Genomic DNA, 20,927 nt, shown 5'->3' on the forward strand with positions numbered 1-20,927 from the left:
GCCTTATGGTGGTGTCAACCCAGGAGGGTCGTGCCGACCGGCCTTCCGGCACCTTCGAGGAGGATCAGATGACGTCCGCCACCACCGAACGCCCCACCGACGCGCTCGCAGGAGGTGACGCGTGGGAGGGCTTCGCCCCGGGTCCCTGGCAGGAGTCTATCGATCTGCGCGACTTCATCCTGCGCAACTACACCCCGTACGACGGTGACGCCTCGTTCCTGGCCGGTCCCACCGAGAAGACCCTGAAGGTCTGGGACCACCTGGAGAAGAACTACCTGGCCGAGGAGCGGCGCCGTCGCGTCTACGACGTCGACACCAAGACCCCCGCCGACATCGATGCCTTCCCGGCCGGCTACATCTGCCCGGAGGACGACGTGATCGTCGGCCTGCAGACCGACGTCCCGCTCAAGCGCGCCATGATGCCCAACGGCGGCTGGCGCATGGTCGAGACCGCGATCAAGGAGGCCGGCAAGGAGCCCGACCCCGAGATCAAGAAGGTCTTCACCAAGTACCGCAAGACCCACAACGAGGGCGTCTTCGACATCTACACCCCGCGCATCCGCGCGGCCCGCTCTAGCCACATCATCACCGGCCTGCCGGACGCCTACGGCCGTGGCCGCATCATCGGCGACTACCGTCGTCTCGCCCTGTACGGGGCGGACTTCCTGATCGCCGAGAAGATGGCCGCCAAGGACGCCGTGGCGGACCAGCCCTTCAGCGAGCACTGGGCCCGGTACCGCGAGGAGCACTCCGAGCAGATCAAGGCCCTCAAGAAGCTCGTCACCCTGGGCGAGATCTACGGCCTGGACCTCAAGCGCCCCGCCGCCACCGCCCAGGAAGCGGTGCAGTGGACCTACATGGCCTACCTCGCCTCCGTGAAGAGTCAGGACGGCGCTGCGATGTCCATCGGCCGCCTCTCCGCGTTCCTGGACATCTACTTCGAGCGCGACCTCAAGGCCGGCAAGATCACCGAGTCCGACGCCCAGGAGATCATCGACGCGCTGGTGATCAAGCTGCGCATCGTACGGTTCCTGCGCACCATCGACTACGACCAGATCTTCTCCGGCGACCCGTACTGGGCCACCTGGTCCGATGCGGGCATGACCGAGGACGGCCGCTCGCAGGTCACCAAGACCTCGTTCCGCCTGCTGCAGACCCTGCGCAACCTGGGCCCGGCCCCGGAGCCGAACATCACCGTGTTCTGGGATCCGAAGCTGCCCGAGGGCTACAAGGAGTTCTGCTCCGCGATCTCCATCGAGACCTCGTCGATCCAGTACGAGTCCGATGAGCAGATCCGTGACCGCTGGGGCGACGACGCGGCGATCGCCTGCTGCGTCTCCCCGATGAAGGTCGGCAAGCAGATGCAGTTCTTCGGGGCCCGCGTCAACGCCGGCAAGGCGCTGCTGTACGCCATCAACGGCGGCCGCGACGAGATCAGTGGCAAGCAGGTCACCAAGGAGGGCGAGTTCACGCCCGTCCAGGGCGACGGCCCGCTGGACTTCGACGACGTGTGGGAGAAGTACGAGCACATGCTCGACTGGGTGGTCGGCACCTACGTCGAGGCGCTCAACATCATCCACTACAGCCACGACAAGTACGCCTACGAGTCGATCGAGATGGCGCTGCACGACAGCGAGATCGTGCGCACCATGGGCTGCGGCATCGCAGGCCTGTCGATCGTGGCGGACTCCCTGTCGGCCATCAAGCACGCCACCGTCACCCCGGTTCGTGACGAGACCGGCCTGATCGTGGACTACATCACCGAGGGCGAGTTCCCCCGCTACGGCAACGACGATGATCGCGCCGACGACATCGCCGCGACGATCGTGCACACGGTGATGCAGAAGATCAAGGAGATCCCGATGTACCGGGATGCCATCCCGACGCAGTCGGTCCTGACCATCACCTCGAACGTGGTGTACGGCAAGGCCACCGGCTCCTTCCCCTCCGGCCACCAGAAGGGCACCCCCTTCTCCCCGGGTGCGAACCCGGAGAACGGCGCGGACTCCCACGGGATGGTCGCCTCGATGCTGTCGGTCGGCAAGCTCGACTACAACGACGCGCTCGACGGCATCTCGCTCACCAACACCATCACCCCGCAGGGTCTGGGACGCACCAAGGACGAGCAGGTCAAGAACCTGGTCGGCATCCTGGACGCCGGCTTCGTGATGGACGACGACTGCACCCTGACCAACTGATCACCGATCACCACCTGTCGTACTCAACCTGAGGAGATACCGATGTCCGCCAAGACCTACGCCGAGCGCCTCGAGTCCATGAAGGCCAACCGGTCCGCCAACAACATGGAGGCTGGCCTGTTCCACGCCAACATCAACGTCCTGAACAAGGACACCCTGGTGGACGCGATGGAGCACCCGGAGAACTACCCGAACCTCACGGTCCGCGTCTCCGGCTACGCGGTGAACTTCGTGAAGCTCACCCGTGAGCAGCAGCTGGACGTGCTGGACCGCACGTTCCACCAGAGCGCCTGACGCTCAGACCATCGGCGGCGCCGGGCGGGATCCCCGTCCGGCGCCGCCTGCACGACGCGCACTGGACTGCACGACGAGCACTGACCGGCGGACGACGCGTTCGACCGGAGGAGAAGGGACGGGCCTGATGGGCGAGAGCATCGACCTGCGACTGGGCACCCCGATCGAGAACCGGCGCACAGGCGCGGGTATCGAAGGCATGGCCGAGGTGGAGCTGGAGCGCTCCCAGCGGCTGGCCGCGATCCGTGAGGGCAAGCTGGCCTCCATCCACTCCTGGGAGCTGGTGACCGCGGTCGACGGGCCCGGCACCCGGTTGACCGTCTTCTTCTCCGGCTGCCCACTGCGCTGCGTGTACTGCCACAACCCCGACACGATGGAGATGCGCCGCGGACAGGACGTCCAGCTCGACGAGCTGGTGCGCCGCATCAAGCGCTACCGGCGCGTGTTCGCCTCCTCCGGTGGAGGGATCACCCTGTCCGGCGGGGAGGTGCTGATGCAGCCCGCCTTCGCCCGCAACGTGCTCGCGGCGGCGAAGGCCATGGGCGTGCACACCGCGATCGACACCTCCGGCTACCTCGGGGCCGTCGCCGACGACAGCTTCCTGGACAACGTGGACCTGGTGCTGCTGGACGTCAAGAGCGGCACCGAGGAGTCGTACAAGGCGCTCACCGGCCGCCCCCTGCAGCCCACCCTGGACTTCGGCAACCGCCTGGCCGCTCGCGGCACGAAGATCTGGATCCGCTTCGTGGTGGTCCCCGGCTGGACCGACTCCGAGGAGAACGTCGAGGCGATCGCCGAGAACATCGCCCCGTGGAAGCACGTGGTGGAGCGGGTGGAGGTGCTGCCCTTCCACAACATGGGGCAGGACAAGTGGGACGCGCTGGGCCTGGAGTACAAGCTGCGCGATGCCCAACCGCCCTCGAAGGAGACGGTGGAGCGGGTGCGCGAGCAGTTCCGCTCCCGCGGCTTCCTCACGTACTGAGGGCCCGGCCCCAGCCAGCTGTGCTCCGCGTCAGCCCGCGCTGACCAGCACCACGACCCGGTCGGGATCCCCGGCGTCGCCAGCAGTGGAGTCGTCTCCGGCACCGGGGCCGGTGCCGGGGCCCACAGTGCTCCAGGTGTCGGCGTCCTCGCCATGCGCGGAGCGGTCCCACACGCCTCCGGCGTAGCTGACCTGCACCACACCGTCCTCCGCCGCGCGGGCCACGGCCCAGTTCGCGATGGCCCAGCCCAGGGCCTCGTCACCGCCCACGTCGATCGCCAGTGCTGTCGCCCCCGCCCCCTCAGGCACGGCAGGCGCCACGGAGGCGGCACTCTCCAGGCTGGAGGTGACGCGACCTGCCTCGGTGAGCCGCGGGAACTGCCGCGCCAGCTCGGAGCGCACCCCCTCGGGCGAGAAGGTTCCACTGGCCGGTGCCAGGGTGCACACCAGGTTCGCCCCGCTCTGCCCGGTCAGGGCCGAGGCGTACAGCCGGCCCTCCGTCTCGTGGTCGCGGTACGCCTCGGGGAACCCGCTGCGCTGCACCTGCTGCGCCACGTCGTTGATGTCCGCAGACGCGTAGCCGTCGATCGTCACCAGCACGTCGTAGAACGCGTTGCTGGAGTACACCGGGTCCATGATCTGCTCCACGGTGCCCCAGCCCTGCGAGGGCCGCTGCTGGAACAGACCCACCGAGTCCCGGTCCCCGTAGTCGATGTTTAGCAGCTGCGACTCCTGGTAGGCGGTGGCCAGGGCGATCGAGGCCGCACGCGGCGGCAGTCCCCGGTCCACGGCGACGGCGCTGATCAGGGCGGCATTGGCAACCCGATCCACCGTGTAGCGGTGGCTGGTGCCCAGGCCCCGCGCGGTGCAGGTGCCCTCGTTCAGCGGTGACCCGTACCTCTGCAGGGCCAGGTACGAGCCGCCCGCGATACCGGCGAAGAGAAGCACCATCACCAGCGGCAGCACGAGGTGCCTGACCGCACTGCGACCGCGACCGGTGCTGCCGCGTCGACCGGAGCGGCGGCGGCCCGAACCGCCCTGCCGTCGGGCCCTGCCCGCCACGTCAGTTCGCGTGCAGGGCGGAGTTGAGCTCGACCGTCTGCCCCTCGCGGGCCACGGCCTCCACCGCACCGGTCAGGGAGTTGCGGCGGAACAGGAGGTTCGGCACCCCGGAGAGCTCGCGCGCCTTGACCACGTGGGGCTCGTCGGCGGTGTCGCCGCCTTGTGCCGAGCCCTTCTCGCCCACCAGCACCACCTTGGTTCCGGCGGTGACGTACAGGCCGGCCTCGATCACACAGTCGTCGCCGAGCGCGATGCCCACACCGGCCTCCGCGCCCACCAGGGAGCGCTTGCCGATGCGCACCCGCTGGGTGCCGCCGCCGGACAGGGTGCCCATGGTGGAGGCACCGCCGCCCACGTCGGAGCCGTCCTCCACCACGACACCCTGGGAGATGCGGCCCTCGATCATGGAGGTGCCCAGCGTGCCAGCGTTGAAGTTCACGAAGCCCTCGTGCATCACGGTGGTGCCGTCGGCCAGGTGGGCGCCCAGGCGCACGCGGTCCGCATCGCCGATGCGCACGCCGGTGGGGACCACGTAGTCCACCATGCGGGGGAACTTGTCCACCGAGTACACGGTGGGGGTGCGGCCGGCGGCGATCAGCCGCAGGCGGGTCTCCTCGAAGCCGGCCACCGCACAGGGGCCCTCGGAGGTCCACACCACGTTGGTGAGCACCCCGAAAACGCCGTCGAGGTTCTGCACGTTGGGCTCGATCACGCGATGGGAGAGCAGGTGCAGGCGCAGGTAGGCGTCGGCGGTGTCGGCCGGCGCGGCGGCCAGTTCGATCGCGCGCACCACGACCTTGCGGCGGGTGCCGCGCACCTCGTCGGCATGAGCCGCGGCGGAGAGCTGCGCATGCAGCGGATGGGACTCCGGATCGTGGGGGGCCTCGCCCAGCTGGGGGGAGGGGTACCAGGTATCCAGCGTGGTTCCGTCGGCCGCGAGGGTGGCCAGGCCGATCCCCCAGGCATGGGACGGGGCGGCGTGGGCGGGAGCGGTCTCCGCGGTGGTGTCGGCGTCGTTCGTGCTGGTTGCTGCGGTCTCAGGCGTGGTCATGCCGCGATTCTACGGGCGGGGCCTGACGGTCGGCCGACGGGGCCGCTGCGACGCACCACCGGGGCCTACCGAGGATGCACACGCGGAAGCGCGACGGTGCGGACTGGCCGTGGGGAAACGCGAGGTTCCTCCCCGGAGCTGTTCCATCCCCAGATCGGCCGCCGGGCTTCGTTTGTCATACCCCGCTCATACAGTGGTGTGCAGATGGAAAGACCAGGTCAGCAGCGATGAAGGCAACGATGATCCGTGAGTGCAGGGAAGGAGGTGGGAGAGATGCCGTCATACAGCTTCGGTCCGGGCGGGCTTGTCGAGGAGCCTCGTCGCGTGCCCCGCCGCGCTCCTGTCACCATCGGCGGCCCGCCCCCATCGCCTCCCAGGTCCACGGTGCGGGCGCGTACCCCGCTCACGGAGGAGACCGTCGCCGAACGGGCTGGAGTCGACGCCGACACCCCGCAGGGTGATGCGGCCGTGCGTTTGCTCGCGCTCCAGCGTCACCAGTCCGCTGAGCACGCCCGCCTGCTGCGTGAACTCGCACCACTATGGGTGGCACCCGAGGACGGTGAGTCCGCCCCGGATGACCGTGAGGAAGCAGACCTCGTGGTCGCGGTCGCCCTGCGCACCACCACAGTGCGGGCCGGGACCCTGCTGCGCGACGCCCATCTGGCCGTCGACGAGCTACCGCGCCTGTTCGCGCGCCTGGAGGCCGGGGACCTGCCGGTGGAGTGGCATCAGCGGATCCTCCGCTCGGTGCGGGAACTGACCCCGGCGCAGCGTTTCGAGCTCGATACTCGCGTGGCGGCGTGGGACCTCGCCTCGATCCCCGTCCAGCGCTTCCGTCGTGAGCTGCGGCTGCTGATCGCCTGGCTCCACCAGGCCGGGCAGAACGCGCCACGCCCGGAGGACCTGCGCGACGTCGCCCTCGAGGGCTCCCCGGTGGATGACGGCACCGCGACCCTGCGGATCACCGGCCCGGTGCCCGAGATCCTCTCCTTGGCACGTCGGCTCGATGAGAGTGCCCGCGCGGTGCAGGACCAGCAGCGCCGCGCCCTTGCCGACGGTGCCCCGATTCCCTTCGACCCCGACGGCGCCGCTGCCCTGAGCGGCTCGCCCCTCACCCTGGCTGCCCTGCGCTACGCGATCCTCACCGGCTCCGTACTGGAGACCGGCGGCATCGAGGTTCCCACCGAGCGCTTCCGCCTGAACGTGACCGTGCCGGTGATGACCCTGATGGGGTTCTCCGACGCTCCCGGGGTGGTGGACGGCACCGTCCCTGTCCCCGCCTCGATGGCCCGCATGATCGCCGCACGCGAGCCGTTCTGGTACCGGGTGCTCACCGACCCGGTCACCGGCACCTTCATCCCCGCCGCGGCCAGCAGCTATCGGCCACCCACCGCGATGCTCGAGCACCTGCGCATGGAGAACCCGGTATGCGCGGTCCCCGGGTGCACCCGCGCCAGCACCAGCCGCGCCGAGGCCGACCACATCCAGGAGTACGACCACACCGACCCCGCCTCCGGCGGCCCGACCTGCGTGAGCAACCTCCACCTGCTGTGCTTCACCCACCACCGATTGAAGACCCGCGGGATGATCGACCCGGTACGCGGACCCGACGGCACCACCCGCTGGAACATCGGCACCGAACGAGATAGTCGTTCTCGAAGCCCCGGCAGCCATCGACCTCGCGCCACCGCGAGCATCCCCGCGAACCGTGATCTCGCCACGCCCACCCTGGCCTCGGCACTGCTGGACGCCTGGGAACAGCACCACTGGGAACAAGAGATCAAGGCACTCATGCGCAACGGCGCCTTCGACGAACCCGACCAGCTCGACCACGAGGACTACCTGCGCCGCACCGCACCGCCGCCGTTCTGATCTGCGCTGCCGTTCTGACGGAGGACAGGAGTGGAACGGGGGGGAGTGGCGCTCCGTCAACCGGCGCGCGGCGGGGAGCCCGGATCGTCGACGGGATCGGTCGGCTCATCCTCGGTGAAGCCGTCCTCCAGCAGCGGGCCGAACCACTGCAGGGACTGGGTGCGACGGATGATCGTCTCCAGCTGTCGGGATCGCCGGTAGAACAGCAGCACGCCCACACCGAACGCGATCACCCCTGCCACGAAGGCGATGATGCCGGGCACGGTGAGGTCCTGGTCACCGCGCAGCATCAACGAGATCAATGCGAGCGCTGCACCGGCCACCATGGTCAGCACCCCCACGCCGATCAGCGCCGCCGGGCCCAGCGAGCCCAGCACGGCAGGGCCCACCGACTGGGCCTGCAGACTGCGACGAAGGGGGATCCCGCGGCCCAGCTGCCCCGGCCGGGACACCGCCCAGGAGAGCATCGCGCTGTCCCGGCGCCGGGTAGCGACAGCACCGATGACGGCAGCACCCACCAGGCAGCAGACGAGCCCCACGGCGAGCTCCGGCACCCATGCCGGGGTGGCATCCAGGTTCCGCAGGTCAGAGGCCTCGAGCAGCAGCACGATCGCGACGAAGCTGGCCAGTGCCCCCGCCAGCAGCACCGCCTCCAGCACGCGCAGTGGGGTCTGCCGGGCGGCCCGCTCGGCTGCAGCGGCCTCCTCCACCTCACCGGGCACGGGGTCAGCGCCTTCCTCGAGCACCACGCGGCGCTCATCGGCCAGCCGCTCCACGAACTCATCGGGATCATCCACGGCCCGCAACGATGGCGCATACCGGGCCCGCTGCGCCGGCGAGAGCCATGCCGTCAGCACCGTCGCATCGGCCAGGGCACGCTCCTCGGGCAGCAGATCCGCCCGCACCAGCTCCCGCACCCGCGCCGCCTGTCGCGGCGAGAAACGGGCAAGGCCCTCCAGGGCAGGATGCTGCTGATGCCGCTGCTGATGCCGACCGCGGTTCACGAGAACCACTCCCACGGCGGCCCGGCCTGCAGCAGCAGGAAGAACATCACCGACACCGCCACCAGGGCGATCAGCGCCGCGGGGATAGGCCGACGCACCGCGAAGGCGGCCAGCTTCTCGATCAAGCCGCGACCGTCCTCGTGCCGCAGGCGCCACTGCTCACCCAGCAGGCCCTTGCGTTCCGCCCAGCGCTCGAACGGCACCGTCAGGTACGGCACTACCGCGCTGCCCAGTCCCAGCAGGATCCGGCCCAGGCCCCAGCGCTGATCCACCCCGATCAGCACCGTCGTCACGCAGTACGCCAGGAACACGAAACCGTGGATCCCGCCGCCGATGCGCACGGCCAGATCGCCCGTCTCACCCAGGCGCAGCCCGTACTTCATGATCATCCCGGCGATCAGCATCGTCCAGGTGATCACCTCGGCGATGGCGACGACACGGTACAGGCGGGGAGGGTTCCACATGCGGGACATGATCCCAGACCCTCACGTCACCGCGCACCCTGGCCCGCCCCCGCGAGCACCCAGAACCGCCCCGACCCTGAACGCCCGGATCCGGGGAGGCGAGATACTGAACGGATGAGCCCTGCGCATCACCCCGCCCACGACCACGCCCGCACCGTGGCCGTGATCGGCGCCGGACCTCGCGGGACGGCCGTCGTCGAACGCCTGGTGGCAGCCTCGAACGATCCGCGCTGGCAGGGCGCAGGTCCCCTCGTCGTGCACCTGATCGACCCGCACGTGGGCCAGGGCGGCTCCGTGTGGCGGCACGACCAGTCCGAGGTGCTGCTGATGAACACCACCACCTGCCAGACCACGATGTACCCCGACGACTCCTGCCACGGTGTCCTGCCCGCCCCTCGGCAGGAGACCCTCGCCGACCATCTCGCCGCCGAGGGCCTGGGCCCGGCCGACTTCGCCTCCCGCGCCGCCCACGGCCGCTACCTCGCCCGCGTGCTCGAGAGGGCCGAGGCCGACGCCGACCCGGCCCGCCTGCGGATCGTCCGTCACCGCGCCGAGGCGGTCGACGTCACGGGCCCCGCCGACGGGCCTCAGCGGGTGCGGCTCGACGACGGACGGGTGCTCACCGCCGACGCCGTGGCCCTGGCGCTCGGGCACCTCGCCACCGCCCCCGGCCCGCGCTCCCTGCAGTACGCCGAGGCCGCCCGCCGCCACGACCTGCTGCACGTGGGTCCCGCCAACCCCCTGGACGTGGACTACAGCTCCCTGCTGGGCCGCGAGGCCGTGGCCGTCCAGGGCATGGGACTGAACTTCTACGACGCCATCGGCATGCTCACCCACGTCGCCGGCGGGCGCTTCGAGGAGGTCACAGGGTCGGACGCCCCGCCGTCGGGCCTGCGCTACGTGCCAGGGGGCCGGGAGCCGCTGCTGGTGGTGGGCTCCCGCTCCGGGATGGTGTACCGCCCCAAGCCCGACCTCAGCCCCTACATGCCCCGGCCCTACACCCCGCAGGTGCTCACCAGCGAGCGGGTGCTCGAACTGGCCGTGCGGCCGGCCGGCGTGGACCACGAGCGCGACGTGATGCCCCTGATGCTCGCCGAACTGCGCCGCGCACTGCAGGACATGGGCGCCACCCACCTGGCCGACGACGAGCACCTCCAGCACCTGCTGTTCCCCTTCGGGCGCCGCGGAGGTCCCGTGGACCACGCCCACCAGCGCACCGTCGAGGTGCTGCGTCAGGCGCTGCGCGCCGCCACCGAGCCCGACCCGGTGTGGGTGACCGTGTACCGGGTGCTGATCGCCCTGCGCATCCAGGTCAACCGGCTCCAGGACCTGGGCGCGTACACCACCGAGTCGGTGCGGGCCGACATCGACGGTCACCTGCGCAACGCCTTCGCCTCCTGGGCCTCCGGGCCGCCCGATCAGCGGGTGCGCCAGCTGCTGGCCCTCGAGGAGGCCGATCTGGTGCGCTTCACCGGCCCCGGCATGCGCATCGACATCGACGAGACCGCCGGCCGCTTCACCGTGCGCGCCGGGGGAGGCCCCGTGACCCTGTGCGACGCGGTGCTGGAGGCGCACCTGCCGCCCGTGGACCTGCCTGCCTACCGAAGCTCCCTGCTGGGCGCGTGGCGGGAGCGCGGCGAGGTGCAGAAGGACTCCTGGGCCTCCCGCGGCTCGAGGCGCCGCATGCTCACCGGCTCCATCGCCGTGGAGGGCCTGTACGCCCCCATCGGGGCCGACGGGACCGTGTACGAGCGACGCCTGCTGATCGGCGTACCGGTGAGCACCGCCCAGCCCGGCTCGGCCATCACCGCCGAACCCGGCACCGGCGCCCAGCTGCTGCGCCACGCCGAGGCGGTGGCCCTGCGGCTGGCCCGCGCCGGTGGAGCGCTGCCGACGACCTGAACCGCGCCCCTCCCGGCTCGGCCCGAGCCGGTATTCCCTGGCACGATGGGGCCATGCCTGCTGATCCCGCCACCCCCGCTCACACCCCCGCCCCCCTGCTCGACCCCCGTGCCGACATCGTCGAGCTGACCGCGGCGATCGTCGACATCGAGTCCGTCTCCGGCAACGAGCGCGCTCTCGCCGGCGCCGTCGAGCAGGCCCTGCGCAGCCACGCCCCGCACCTCGAGGTGATCCGCGATGGCGACACCGTCATCGCCCGCACCCACCGGGGCCTGGACCAGCGCGTGGTGCTCGCCGGGCACCTCGACACCGTTCCCGTCGCCGGCAACCTCCCCTCCGCGCGCCGCACCCGCGAGGGCCGCGAGGAGCTGGCGGGTCGCGGCACCTGCGACATGAAGGGCGGGGTCGCCGTGCTGCTGCGCCTCGCGGTGGAGGCCAACGCCGCGCCCATGGACCTCACCTGGATCTTCTACGACCACGAGGAGGTCGCCGCGGCCGACAACTCCCTCACCCGCATCGCCGCCGAGCACCCCGAGTACCTCGCCGGGGACTTCGCGATCCTCGGCGAACCCACCAGCGCCGGGGTGGAGGGCGGCTGCAAGGGCACCATGAAGCTCGCCGTCACCGCCCGCGGCGTGGCCGCCCACTCCGCCCGCGACTGGGTGGGCGACAACGCCATCCACCACCTGGCCCCGGTGCTGCAGCGTCTGGCCGCATACGAGGCCCGCCGCGCCGTGATCGACGGCCTGGAGTACCGCGAGGCCCTCAACGCCGTCGCGATCACCGGTGGCATCGCCGGCAACGTGATCCCCGATCACGCCCGCATCGACGTCAACTACCGCTTCGCCCCCGACACCACCGCCGCACAGGCCGAGGCCCACGTGCGCCAGGTGCTGGAGGGCCTCGACGTGGAGATCGAGGTGTTCGACTCCGCCGAGGGCGCCCTGCCCGGCCTTGACACCGCCCCCGCCCGCGCCTTCCTCGCCGCCCTCGGCGACGACGTGCGGGTGGACGCCAAGCAGGGCTGGACCGACGTGTCCCGCTTCGCCGCACTCGGGGTACCCGCGGTGAACTTCGGCCCCGGCGACCCGCTGCTGGCCCACACGGACGACGAGCACGTGCCGATCGAGGACCTGCACCGCGCGCTGGAGGCCTTGCGACGCTTCCTGACCGCCTGACCGCCTGACCGGTGCCGCGGCGCGTCGAACCCCGGGCCGTTACGCTTCGACCATGACTTCTCAGCGAGACGAGCACCGCAAGGGGCCGGTGACCCTGCGCGGCAGCCAGCGGCCCACCACCACCACCGATCAGCGCCTGCTGGAGAAGGGTGGTGCCGCGGACTGGGTGCACTCCGACCCCTGGCGGGTGCTGCGCATCCATTCCGAGTTCGTGGAGGGCTTCGGAGCGCTCGCCGAACTGGGGCCGGCCTTCTCCATCTTCGGCTCCGCGCGGGTGCGTGAGGACCACCCCGACTACGAGTGCGCCCGCGAGATCGCCCGCGGCATCGTCGAGATGGGGTACGCGGTGATCACCGGCGGCGGTCCCGGCATCATGGAGGCCGGCAACCGCGGCGCCAAGGAGGCCGGAGGCGTCTCGGTGGGACTCGGCATCGAGCTGCCCCACGAGCAGGGGATGAACCAGTACGTGGACCTCGGCGTGGACTTCCGGTACTTCTTCGCCCGCAAGACCATGTTCGTGAAGTACTCCAGCGGCTTCATCGTGATGCCCGGCGGCTTCGGCACCTTCGACGAGCTGTTCGAGGCGCTGTGCCTGATGCAGACCCACAAGATCGACATGTTCCCCGTGATCCTGGTGGGCACCGCCTACTGGAAGGGCCTGATCGACTGGCTCTCCACCGCCGTGACCGACGGCCGCATGATCTCCCCCACCGACGTGGACCTGATGCGCGTGGTCGACACCCCCGAGGAAGCGCTCGCCGTGCTGAGGGAGTTCACCGGCCGATGACCGCCGTCAGCCCCATGGTGCTGCTCTTGCTCGCCGTCGCCGCCCTGGTAGCGGTAGCGGCGGTGCTGGTGGCGACGGGCAGGCTCGGGGACGGCATCACCCTGCCGCGACGCACCCCGATCCGCCCCTCCCCCCAGGCCCCGGAGAGGGGTCGACGAGGGCATGGTCGCCGTTCGCGCAGGAGCAGGTCCCAGGACCTGAGATAATAGGCGTGTACGTGCGCCGGCTGCGAGGGCCGGCGACATCTAGAGGAGGACACCATGGCTGCTATGAAGCCGCGTACCGGTGACGGTCCGCTCGAGGTCGTGGAGGAGGGTCGCAGCATCATCATGCGCGTCCCGCTCGAGGGGGGCGGCCGCCTGGTCGTCGAGATCGACGCGTCGGAGGCCGCAGCCCTGCGCGACGCCCTCGAAGGCGTCATCAAGGCCTGAGGCACCACACCTTCACCACGCGCGGCCCTGCACCAGCATGGTGCGGGGCCGTCGTGCATCCCGGGCCGCGCAGGTCAGGGGCGAAGGACCGCCGCGAGCACCCCGTCGCCGCTGCCGGTCAGCGCGGCCACCAGGTCCTCGGCCTCGGAGACGGCGCGCAGCACCGCCCGCACCGCCTGGGTGGTGGCATCGCGGGCGGCCGGGTCCGCCACCCGGTCGTGGTAGAGCGCATGGGGGATCACCAGCACGCCGCCCGGGCGCAGCAGGCGCCGGGCGTGGTCCAGCAGGTCCAGGGCGTGGGGGACGTGCGCGGGGAAGCTCACCAGGTCGTAGGCGTGGTCGGTGAGACGGCCGATCACATCGCGGGGGTTCCCGGCGATGGTGCGCACCCGCGGGGAACGGATCTGCGCCTCGGCGAAGGACTCGCGGGCCGCCCGCTGGTTCTCCACCTCCGGGTCGATCGTGGTCAGGACACCGTCGGGGTTCATGCCGGCCAGCAGGTACAGCGAGCCCACCCCGCTGCCGGTGCCGATCTCCACCGCAGCCTTCGCATCCACCGAGGCCGCCAGCAGCCGCATCAGCGCGCCGGCGCCCGGCAGCACCGGAGGAGCGCCCAGCTCATGGCCCCGTTCACGGGCGCGCGCGAGCACGCCCTCGTCGGCGAAGAGCGCGGTCTCGTCGACGTACTCCTCGGCGTGGGCCCAGCCGGCCACTTTTCCCGATGCCATCGGTGTCTCCTCCAGTCGGGGACGGATCAGATCAGCGTACGTCAGGCGCGGCGTCCCTCGCGCACCGGGGCCCAGTCGTCTCTGCCATAATGAACCGGCAGTATCGCGCCGCACGGGCGTGAGCGAGCGATGTCGGCACCGGGCCGACGGGGACAGGTGGCAGCGTGAGCTTTCTGGGTCTGAGCGGTTGGGAGCCCCTCGTCCTGCTGCTGATCTTCCTGATCATCATCGGCCCGCAGCGCCTGCCCGAGTACACCCGCAACATCGTGCGCTGGGTGCGGGACGTGCGCCGCTGGGTGGACGACTCCCGTGCCACGGTCGAGGACGAGATGGGCATCGCCATCGACGACCTGCGCAAGTACGACCCCCGCCAGTACGATCCGCGCCGTATCATCCGCGAGGCCTGGGGCGACACCGACATGGAGGACATCCTGCCCTCCAAGGAGGCCCTCACCGTGGCCGGTGGCGCCGCCGCAGCAGGGGCTGCCTCCCGCAGCACCTCCAAGAGCGGCAGCAGCGCGAGCGGCAAGGCCAAGAAGGACGAGGGCCCCAAGCGCGCCCCCTTCGACCCCGAGGCCACCTGAGCGGCAGAGGTCCGGACCGACCGGCCGTGGGGGCTCAGCGCCCGCCGGCCACCGAGAGCGGCAGCTTCATCCCGCCCAGTCCACGCGGCTGATGGGTCAGTACCCGCGCGATCTCGATCAGGCTCTTCGCAGCCGGGGACTCCGGATCCGAGACCACCAGCGGGATGCCCGCATCGGCGCCCTCCCGCAGCGGCGGCTCCAGCGGCACCCTCCCCAGGACCGGCACCGGATGCTTCACGGCTCCGGCCAGCGTCGCCGCCACCCGGTCGCCGCCCCCGCGGCCGAACACGTCCATCACCGAGCCGTCCGGCAGGGTCAGACCCGCCATGTTCTCCACCACCCCGGCGATCTCCTGCCCGGTGGCGGTGGCCAAGGACCCCACGCGCTCGGCGACCGCGGCGGCGGACTGCTGCGGCGTGGTCACCACCAGCATCTTCGCCCCCGGCAGCAGCTGCGCCACCGAGATGGCCACGTCGCCGGTGCCCGGGGGCAGGTCCAGCAGCAGCACGTCCAGGTCCCCCCAGTACACGTCCGAGGCGAACTGCTCGATCGCGCGGTGCATCTTCGGGCCGCGCCACACCACCGCCTGGCCCTCCGGCACGAACATGCCGATGCTCATCACCGCCACGCCGTGCGCCTGCGGGGGCATCAGCAGGTCCGAGACCTTGGTGGGCTGCTCGGTGATGCCGAACATACCGGGCATCGAGAAGCCGTGGATGTCCGCGTCGATCACGCCCACCCGCAGTCCCTGGGCGGCCATCGCGGCCGCCAGGTTCGCGGTCACGGTGGACTTGCCCACCCCGCCCTTGCCGGAGGACACCGCGAAGATGCGGGTCAGGGAGCCGGCCTGGTTGAAGGGGATCTGTCGCCTGCCCTGGCGCAGCCGCGCTGTGAGCTCGCGGCGCTGCTCCTCGCTCATGGCGCGGGAGTCAACCTCCACGCGGGACAGGCCCGGCACGGTCGCGGCGGCCTCGGCGGTCTCCCGCTCGATGCGGTCGCGCATGGGGCAGCCCTCGATGGTCACCAGCACCTGCACCCGGGCCACGCCCTCGGCGTCCACGGAGATGTCGTCCACCATCCCCAGGTCCGTGATGGGCTGGTGGATCTCGGGGTCCATCACCTCGCCCAGAGCCTCACGGATCTGCCGGACGCGGTCGTCGGCGGGGGAGTGCGGGGTGGTCACGGGTGCTCGGGCTCCTCGGGGGTGGGCGTGTTGGCAGGGACTGCCGTGGCACGTGCGGTGAGGGCCACGGAGACCTCCTCGCGCAGCACGGCGCGCAGCACGGCGAGGTCCTCCTCGGTGATGCCCGGGCCGCTCGCACGGGAGCCCGGCCGGTCCAGGCGGCCCGACGCCCGGTCTGGGTGGTCGACGGACCCCTCGGCCGGTGGCTCGTTGCTCTGGCCCTGTGCGTCCTGTTGGTCCTGTGCGTCCTGCTGGTCCAGAGGATCCTGCTCGCGGGCTGACTCCAGCTCCTCCAGCAGGTCGCGCAGCTCACCGCGCACGTAGTCGCGGGTGGCCACGTCGTTCAGGGCGATGCGCAGCGAGGCGATCTCCCGGGTGATGAAGTCGGTGGTGGCGTGATTGCGCTCGTTGGACTGGCGGTCCTGCTCGGCCTGCACGCGGTCGCGGTCGTCCTGCCGGTTCTGCGCCAGCAGCAGCAGGGGAGCGGCGTAGGAGGCCTGCAGCGACAGGATCAGCGTGAGCAGCGTGAAGTTCAGCGCCCGCGGATCGAACTGGGCCGACTCCGGCATCACCGAGTTCCAGGTCAGCCACACCGCGCAGAAGATCGTCATGCCCACCAGGAAGGCGGGCGTGCCCATCATCCGCGCGAAGGCCTCCGCGCCGCGGCCGAAGGCATCCCCGCGCAGCGGGTTCCGCAGCCGCGGGCCGCGCCGGGGCGCCGGATCGTCGAGAGGGGGCGGGGTGTGCTCGGCCATGGTCACGTCCTCTCTGTGCCGCGGGCGATCTCGGACAGGTCGATCTGGCCGGTGGTGACGGGGGCTTCGTCCTGCTCGCGCCAGTCATCGGGCAGCACGTGGTCCAGCACGTCGTCCACCGTGACCGCGCCCAGTAGGTGGCCGTCCTCGTCCACCACCGGGATCGACACCAGGTTGTAGGTGGCCATCTCACGGGTCACCTGGGACAGGGGGCTGCTGGGCGAGAGCACCACCTTGTCCTGGTCCAGGATCTCGCCCACCGAGCGGTCGGGCCGCTCACGCAGCAGCAGCTGGAAGTGGACGATGCCCAGCAGGCGCCCCGTCGGGGTCTCCAGCGGTGCACGGCACACGTGCACCGTGGAGGCCAGTGCCGCATGCACCTCCTCGCGGCTGATCATCGCCAGGCAGTGCGCCACCGAGGTCTCCGGGGCCACGATCAGCGGCTCCGTGGTCATCATGCCGCCGGCGGTGTACACGTCGTAGGCGAGCAGACGACGGACGTCCTCCGCCTCCTCCGGCTCCATCAGGTCCAGCAGGCTCTCGGCCACCGCATCCGGCAGCTCCTGCATCAGGTCCGCGGCATCATCGGGGTCCATCTCGTCCAGCACGTCCGCGGCGCGCTTGGCCTCCAGCCCGGTGATCATCTCCACCCGGGTGTCCTCGGGCAGCTCCTCCAGCACGTCCGCGAGTCGCTCGTCGGCCAGCTCCCCGGCCAGCTCGATGCGCCGCTTGGCGTCCAGCTCCTGCATGATCTCCGCGAGGTCCGCGGGATTGAGGTCCTGGTAGGAGGCCGCCAGCAGCGCGGCGGACTGCTCCGCCTGCGTGCCGTACAGCCCGGTCACCTCGGACACCCCCACGGTGAGGGTCTCCCCGCGGGACATCAGGCGGCTCAGCGAGCCACCCTTGCGTAGCCGGCGCACGTGCAGGCGGGACAGCTCCCACTCGCGCTGCCGGTTGCGGTCCAGGGCGATGTCCTCCACCGTGGCCTCACCGGAGCCATCGTTAAGGGTCACCACGCGGTCCAGCAGATCCCCGATCACCAGCAGCTCCCCGGCCCGCTTCTCGAAGCGGCGCACGTTCAGCAGGCCCGTGGAGATCACCTGGCCGGGATTGATGGAGGTGACCCGGGTGATCGGCAGGAACACCCGGCGCTTGCCGCCCACCTCCACCACGAAGCCCACCGCGCGGGCCGAGGTGCGCGGCTGGGGGACCACCACCACGTCGCGGATCTTCGCCACCGCGTCCCCGAGGGGATCGAAGACGGTGGTGCCGGCGAGACGGGCGGCGTAGAAGCGCTGGTGCGGGTTGGAGCTCATGGCTTCAGCGTAGCCATCCAGGCCTCGATCTCCTCGGCCCGACGGGGCAGGGCGATCGAGAGGTTCTCCACGCCGTCCTCGGTCACCAGGACGTCGTCCTCGATGCGCACACCGATGCCGCGCAGCTCCTCCGGGACCAGCAGGTCGTTCTCCTTGAAGTACAGACCGGGCTCGATGGTGAACACCATGCCCGGGACCAGTTCGGCATCGAGATACATCTCGCGCCGCGCCTTCGCGCAGTCGTGCACGTCCATGCCCAGGTGGTGGCTGGTGCCGTGCACCATCCAGCGGCGGTGCCACTGCCCCTCGGGAACCAGCGACTCCTGGGCGGTGCCGGGCAGCAGGCCCCACTCCTCCAGGTGACGGGCCACCACTTCCATCGCGGTGGCGTGCAGGTCGCGGAAGCGCAGCCCCGGGCGGGCCACCGCGAACACAGCGTCGGCCGCCTCCAGCACGGCGTCGTACACCTTCCGCTGGGTGGGGGAGAAGGTGCCGGAGACCGGCAGCGTGCGGGTGACGTCGGCCGTGTACAGCGAGTCGACCTCCACGCCGGCGTCGATCAGCACCAGCTCGTCGCCCTTGACCGCGCCGTCGTTGCGGATCCAGTGCAGCGTGCAGGCATGGTCACCGGCGGCGGCGATGGTGTCGTAGCCCACCCCGTTGCCGTCGGCGCGGGCAGTGCGCGCGAACACGCCCTCGATCACGCGCTCGCCGCGATGGTGGCCCACGGCCTCGGGCAGGTGGCGCACCACGTCCTCGAAGCCGCGGATGGTGGCGTCGACCGCGGCGCGCATCTGGGCCACCTCGTAGTCGTCCTTCACCAGGCGCTGCTCGCTGGCCGCCTCGGCCAGCACGTCGAACTCGGAGGTGGCCTCGTCACCGCCGGGCAGGCCGTTCTGCTCACGGATCTCCAGCACCATCTCCTCCACCGCGGTATCCACCTGCGGCATCACCGACAGCGACAGGCTGGCGCCCACGTCCTTGGCGAGGTGGTCGCGCAGCTCGTCGATGTGGCGCACCTCGATGCCGAGCCGCTGGGACGCCTCCTTCACGGTGGGGCGGCGCCCCACCCACATCTCGCCGTAGCGGGAGTCCGAGAAGAACTCGGCGGAGTCGAAACCGGCGCGGGGCCGGAAGAAGTACGTGGCCTCGGCGACGGAGGGGTCCTCCGCCGAGGGTTCCACCACCAGGACGCTGTCGGGCTCCTCATCGGTGCCCAGGCCCGCGTAGTAGGCGAAGGCGGTGTCGGGACGGAACGGGTAGTCGGTGTCGTTGGAGCGCACCTTCAGCACACCGGCCGGCAGCACCAGGCGGGTGCCGGGGATCCGCTGCACCAGCGCGTCACGGCGGGCCGGGGTGAAGTCCGCCGCCTCGCGGCGCTCCGCATCGGGCACGGTCTCGTCCCAGCCGGAGGCGATGAAGCGACGGAACGCCTCGTTGTCGGGCCGCTGGGAGCGGGAATCACCTCGGGAGGCCAGCTCCTCGGGGCTCGGGCCCTGGTGCTCCCCGGCGCTGTCCGGGCCGGCGTGCTGGTCGCGGGTCTGCTGCTCGTTCGGGTTCTCGTTCAGGTTCTCGGTGCTCACCCCTCGATACTCTCACGCGGCGCATTACGCTGGCCGTATGTCCGCTCACCCCCGCGTCGACCTGCACGCGCACACCACGTGGTCCGACGGCACCGAGTCGGTGGCGCAGCTGTGGGCCTCCGCGCGCCAGGCCGGACTGACCACCCTGGCGCTCACCGACCACGACACCGTCGCCGGGTGGGCCGAGCTGCCCGCCGCGGTGGAGGCCACAGGGGTGGCGGCGGTCCCGGGCATCGAGGTCTCCGCCGAGCACGACCGGCTCAGCGTCCACGTGCTCGCACTGCTGGTGGATCCCTGCACCGGCACGGACCTCGCGCGTGAGCTCGAGCGGGCCCGCGACTCGCGGGTCACACGGGCCGAGCGCATAGTGCAGGCCATCTCCGCCGACCACCCGATCACCTGGGACGATGTGAAAGCACAGGTGGCGGGGGAGACCACCACCGTGGGAAGACCCCATATCGCCGATGCCCTCGTGGCCGCCGGGGTGGTCGGCGACCGGGCCGAGGCATTCCAGCGGATCCTGCACCCCTCGGGCCCCTACTACGCCCGCTACTACGCCCCCGCGCCCGCGGTCGCGGTGCGGGCGATCCTCGACGCCGGCGGGGTCCCGATCCTGGCCCACCCCGGTTCCGCGACCCGCGACGGCACCCTGCCAATGGAGCTGCTGGAATCCATGGCCGAGGCAGGCCTGGCGGGCGTGGAGGTGGACCACCGGGAGCACTCCGAGGAGGCGAGGGGGCGCCTGCGCGACTTCGCCCGCACGCACGATCTCCTGATCACCGGTGGCAGCGACTACCATGGCGCGGGCAAGCCCAACCGGCTCGGAGAGAACCTCACGCAGCCGGATGTCCTGGACGCGATCACGAGTCGCGCCACGAGCGCCACAGAGGTCATCCGCACGTGAACCTGGTCGATCTGAGCTTCCTCACGGGAGTCTTCGTCACCCTCTTCGTCATCATCGACCCCCCGGGCATCGTCCCCATCTTCCTGTCGCTGACCAGCACCATGACCGCCAAGCAGCGATCACGGGCCGCTGCCGTGGCGGTGGGCGTGGCGGTGCTGATCATCGGGGTGTTCGCACTGTTCGGGCGCTTCATCCTGGACTACATGCACATCTCGCTGCCCGCCCTGCAGTTCTCCGGCGGACTGCTGCTGCTGATCATCGCCCTGCAGCTGCTGGCCGGCAAGGAGGGCGAGATGGCCGCCAGCGAAGGCGTCAACGTCGCGCTGGTGCCGCTGGGCACCCCGCTGCTGGGCGGGCCCGGCGCGATCGTGGCGATGATGCTGTTCGTGGAGGACGCCAGCGGCCAGGGGCCGCGCATCGCCGCCCTGGTCATCGCGATGGCGCTGCTGACCCTGGCCATGTACCTGACCATGCGCTTCGCGGACCTGGTGGCCCGGGTGCTCGGTCAGGGTGGCGTCACCCTGGTCACCCGCATCTCCGGGGTGCTGCTGGCCGCGATCTCCACCCAGATGGTGTTCGACGCGGTCCGCTCGTTCCTGGTGGACTGGGGCATGATCCCCGGCTGAGTCCCCGGCTCACACGAGAGCAC

General features: G+C 71.0%; 18 protein-coding genes and 1 pseudogene. 10 read left to right on the forward strand and 9 right to left on the reverse strand.

The annotated features are described in order from the left end of the window. The first annotated feature begins 68 nt into the window (after positions 1–68). A pseudogene (gene grcA2 / locus JOD52_RS04325) lies at positions 69–2,492 on the forward strand (autonomous glycyl radical cofactor GrcA2). 127 nt (positions 2,493–2,619) lie between these two features. Continuing rightward, positions 2,620–3,474, forward strand: a complete 855-nt coding sequence (gene pflA / locus JOD52_RS04335) for a pyruvate formate-lyase-activating protein (RefSeq protein ID WP_204408882.1) — start codon at positions 2,620–2,622, stop codon at positions 3,472–3,474. 30 nt (positions 3,475–3,504) lie between these two features. On the opposite strand, the gene JOD52_RS04340 is transcribed toward pflA, so the two are convergent. Both JOD52_RS04340 and dapD read right to left on the reverse strand, forming a co-directional pair. Beyond that, positions 3,505–4,425, reverse strand: a complete 921-nt coding sequence (locus tag JOD52_RS04340; protein WP_239551785.1) for a hypothetical protein — start codon at positions 4,423–4,425, stop codon at positions 3,505–3,507. A 112-nt stretch (positions 4,426–4,537) separates the two neighbouring features. Beyond that, positions 4,538–5,587, reverse strand: a complete 1,050-nt coding sequence (gene dapD / locus JOD52_RS04345) for a 2,3,4,5-tetrahydropyridine-2,6-dicarboxylate N-succinyltransferase (protein ID WP_239551786.1) — start codon at positions 5,585–5,587, stop codon at positions 4,538–4,540. A 384-nt stretch (positions 5,588–5,971) separates the two neighbouring features. On the opposite strand from dapD, the gene JOD52_RS04350 reads away from it, so the two are divergent. Continuing rightward, a complete protein-coding gene (locus JOD52_RS04350; RefSeq protein WP_204408884.1) occupies positions 5,972–7,459 on the forward strand; it encodes a DUF222 domain-containing protein in 1,488 nt (495 codons plus the stop codon). Between the two features lie 56 nt (positions 7,460–7,515). Here the strand turns inward: JOD52_RS04350 and JOD52_RS04355 are convergent, their stop codons facing one another. Both JOD52_RS04355 and JOD52_RS04360 read right to left on the reverse strand, forming a co-directional pair. Further along, on the reverse strand, positions 7,516–8,463 hold the full coding sequence (locus JOD52_RS04355) for a hypothetical protein (protein WP_204408885.1): 948 nt from the start codon (positions 8,461–8,463) through the stop codon (positions 7,516–7,518). Beyond that, on the reverse strand, positions 8,460–8,936 hold the full coding sequence (locus JOD52_RS04360) for a DUF3817 domain-containing protein (protein ID WP_204408886.1): 477 nt from the start codon (positions 8,934–8,936) through the stop codon (positions 8,460–8,462). Before JOD52_RS04360 ends, JOD52_RS04355 begins: the two co-directional genes overlap by 4 nt. Positions 8,937–9,041: 105 nt before the next feature. Between JOD52_RS04360 and JOD52_RS04365 the strand changes: the two genes are divergently transcribed. The 4 genes from JOD52_RS04365 to JOD52_RS04380 all read left to right on the forward strand — a co-directional run bounded on the left by JOD52_RS04365 (position 9,042) and on the right by JOD52_RS04380 (position 13,225). Then, on the forward strand, positions 9,042–10,829 hold the full coding sequence (locus tag JOD52_RS04365) for an FAD/NAD(P)-binding protein (protein WP_204408887.1): 1,788 nt from the start codon (positions 9,042–9,044) through the stop codon (positions 10,827–10,829). A 53-nt stretch (positions 10,830–10,882) separates the two neighbouring features. Next, the gene (gene dapE / locus JOD52_RS04370) at positions 10,883–12,007 is read left to right on the forward strand and encodes a succinyl-diaminopimelate desuccinylase (RefSeq protein WP_204408888.1); all 1,125 of its coding nucleotides are present in this window, start codon (positions 10,883–10,885) and stop codon (positions 12,005–12,007) included. 52 nt (positions 12,008–12,059) lie between these two features. Continuing rightward, positions 12,060–12,794: an LOG family protein gene (locus JOD52_RS04375; RefSeq protein ID WP_204408889.1), complete on the forward strand. Its 735-nt coding sequence runs from the start codon at positions 12,060–12,062 to the stop codon at positions 12,792–12,794. 260 nt (positions 12,795–13,054) lie between these two features. Further along, positions 13,055–13,225 (forward strand): DUF3117 domain-containing protein, encoded by a 171-nt coding sequence (locus tag JOD52_RS04380; RefSeq protein ID WP_083871704.1) that lies wholly within the window; start codon positions 13,055–13,057, stop codon positions 13,223–13,225. 74 nt (positions 13,226–13,299) lie between these two features. Here the strand turns inward: JOD52_RS04380 and JOD52_RS04385 are convergent, their stop codons facing one another. Further along, positions 13,300–13,953 carry an O-methyltransferase gene (locus tag JOD52_RS04385; RefSeq protein ID WP_031306944.1) on the reverse strand — a complete coding sequence of 218 codons (654 nt, stop codon included), beginning with the start codon at positions 13,951–13,953 and terminating at the stop codon, positions 13,300–13,302. A 164-nt stretch (positions 13,954–14,117) separates the two neighbouring features. On the opposite strand from JOD52_RS04385, the gene JOD52_RS04390 reads away from it, so the two are divergent. Next, positions 14,118–14,537: a twin-arginine translocase TatA/TatE family subunit gene (locus JOD52_RS04390; RefSeq protein ID WP_204408890.1), complete on the forward strand. Its 420-nt coding sequence runs from the start codon at positions 14,118–14,120 to the stop codon at positions 14,535–14,537. A gap of 34 nt (positions 14,538–14,571) precedes the next feature. Here the strand turns inward: JOD52_RS04390 and JOD52_RS04395 are convergent, their stop codons facing one another. Genes JOD52_RS04395 through JOD52_RS04410 form a run of 4 tightly spaced genes read right to left on the reverse strand, consistent with a single transcriptional unit; the run spans position 14,572 to position 19,374 of the window. Continuing rightward, positions 14,572–15,720 (reverse strand): P-loop NTPase, encoded by a 1,149-nt coding sequence (locus JOD52_RS04395; protein ID WP_204408891.1) that lies wholly within the window; start codon positions 15,718–15,720, stop codon positions 14,572–14,574. Beyond that, positions 15,717–16,475, reverse strand: coding sequence for a DUF1003 domain-containing protein (locus tag JOD52_RS04400; RefSeq protein WP_239551788.1), 759 nt, complete (start codon positions 16,473–16,475; stop codon positions 15,717–15,719). Before JOD52_RS04400 ends, JOD52_RS04395 begins: the two co-directional genes overlap by 4 nt. Positions 16,476–16,477: 2 nt before the next feature. Further along, positions 16,478–17,791, reverse strand: a complete 1,314-nt coding sequence (locus JOD52_RS04405) for a magnesium transporter MgtE N-terminal domain-containing protein (protein WP_017822682.1) — start codon at positions 17,789–17,791, stop codon at positions 16,478–16,480. Continuing rightward, positions 17,788–19,374: an aminopeptidase P family protein gene (locus tag JOD52_RS04410; protein WP_017822681.1), complete on the reverse strand. Its 1,587-nt coding sequence runs from the start codon at positions 19,372–19,374 to the stop codon at positions 17,788–17,790. Before JOD52_RS04410 ends, JOD52_RS04405 begins: the two co-directional genes overlap by 4 nt. 37 nt (positions 19,375–19,411) lie before the next feature. Between JOD52_RS04410 and JOD52_RS04415 the strand changes: the two genes are divergently transcribed. Next, positions 19,412–20,278 (forward strand): PHP domain-containing protein, encoded by an 867-nt coding sequence (locus JOD52_RS04415; protein ID WP_017822680.1) that lies wholly within the window; start codon positions 19,412–19,414, stop codon positions 20,276–20,278. After that, positions 20,275–20,904: a MarC family protein gene (locus JOD52_RS04420; RefSeq protein WP_017822679.1), complete on the forward strand. Its 630-nt coding sequence runs from the start codon at positions 20,275–20,277 to the stop codon at positions 20,902–20,904. Before JOD52_RS04415 ends, JOD52_RS04420 begins: the two co-directional genes overlap by 4 nt. Positions 20,905–20,927 lie beyond the last annotated feature (23 nt).

This window comes from Brachybacterium muris (assembly GCF_016907455.1).
GTDB lineage: Bacteria > Actinomycetota > Actinomycetes > Actinomycetales > Dermabacteraceae > Brachybacterium > Brachybacterium muris.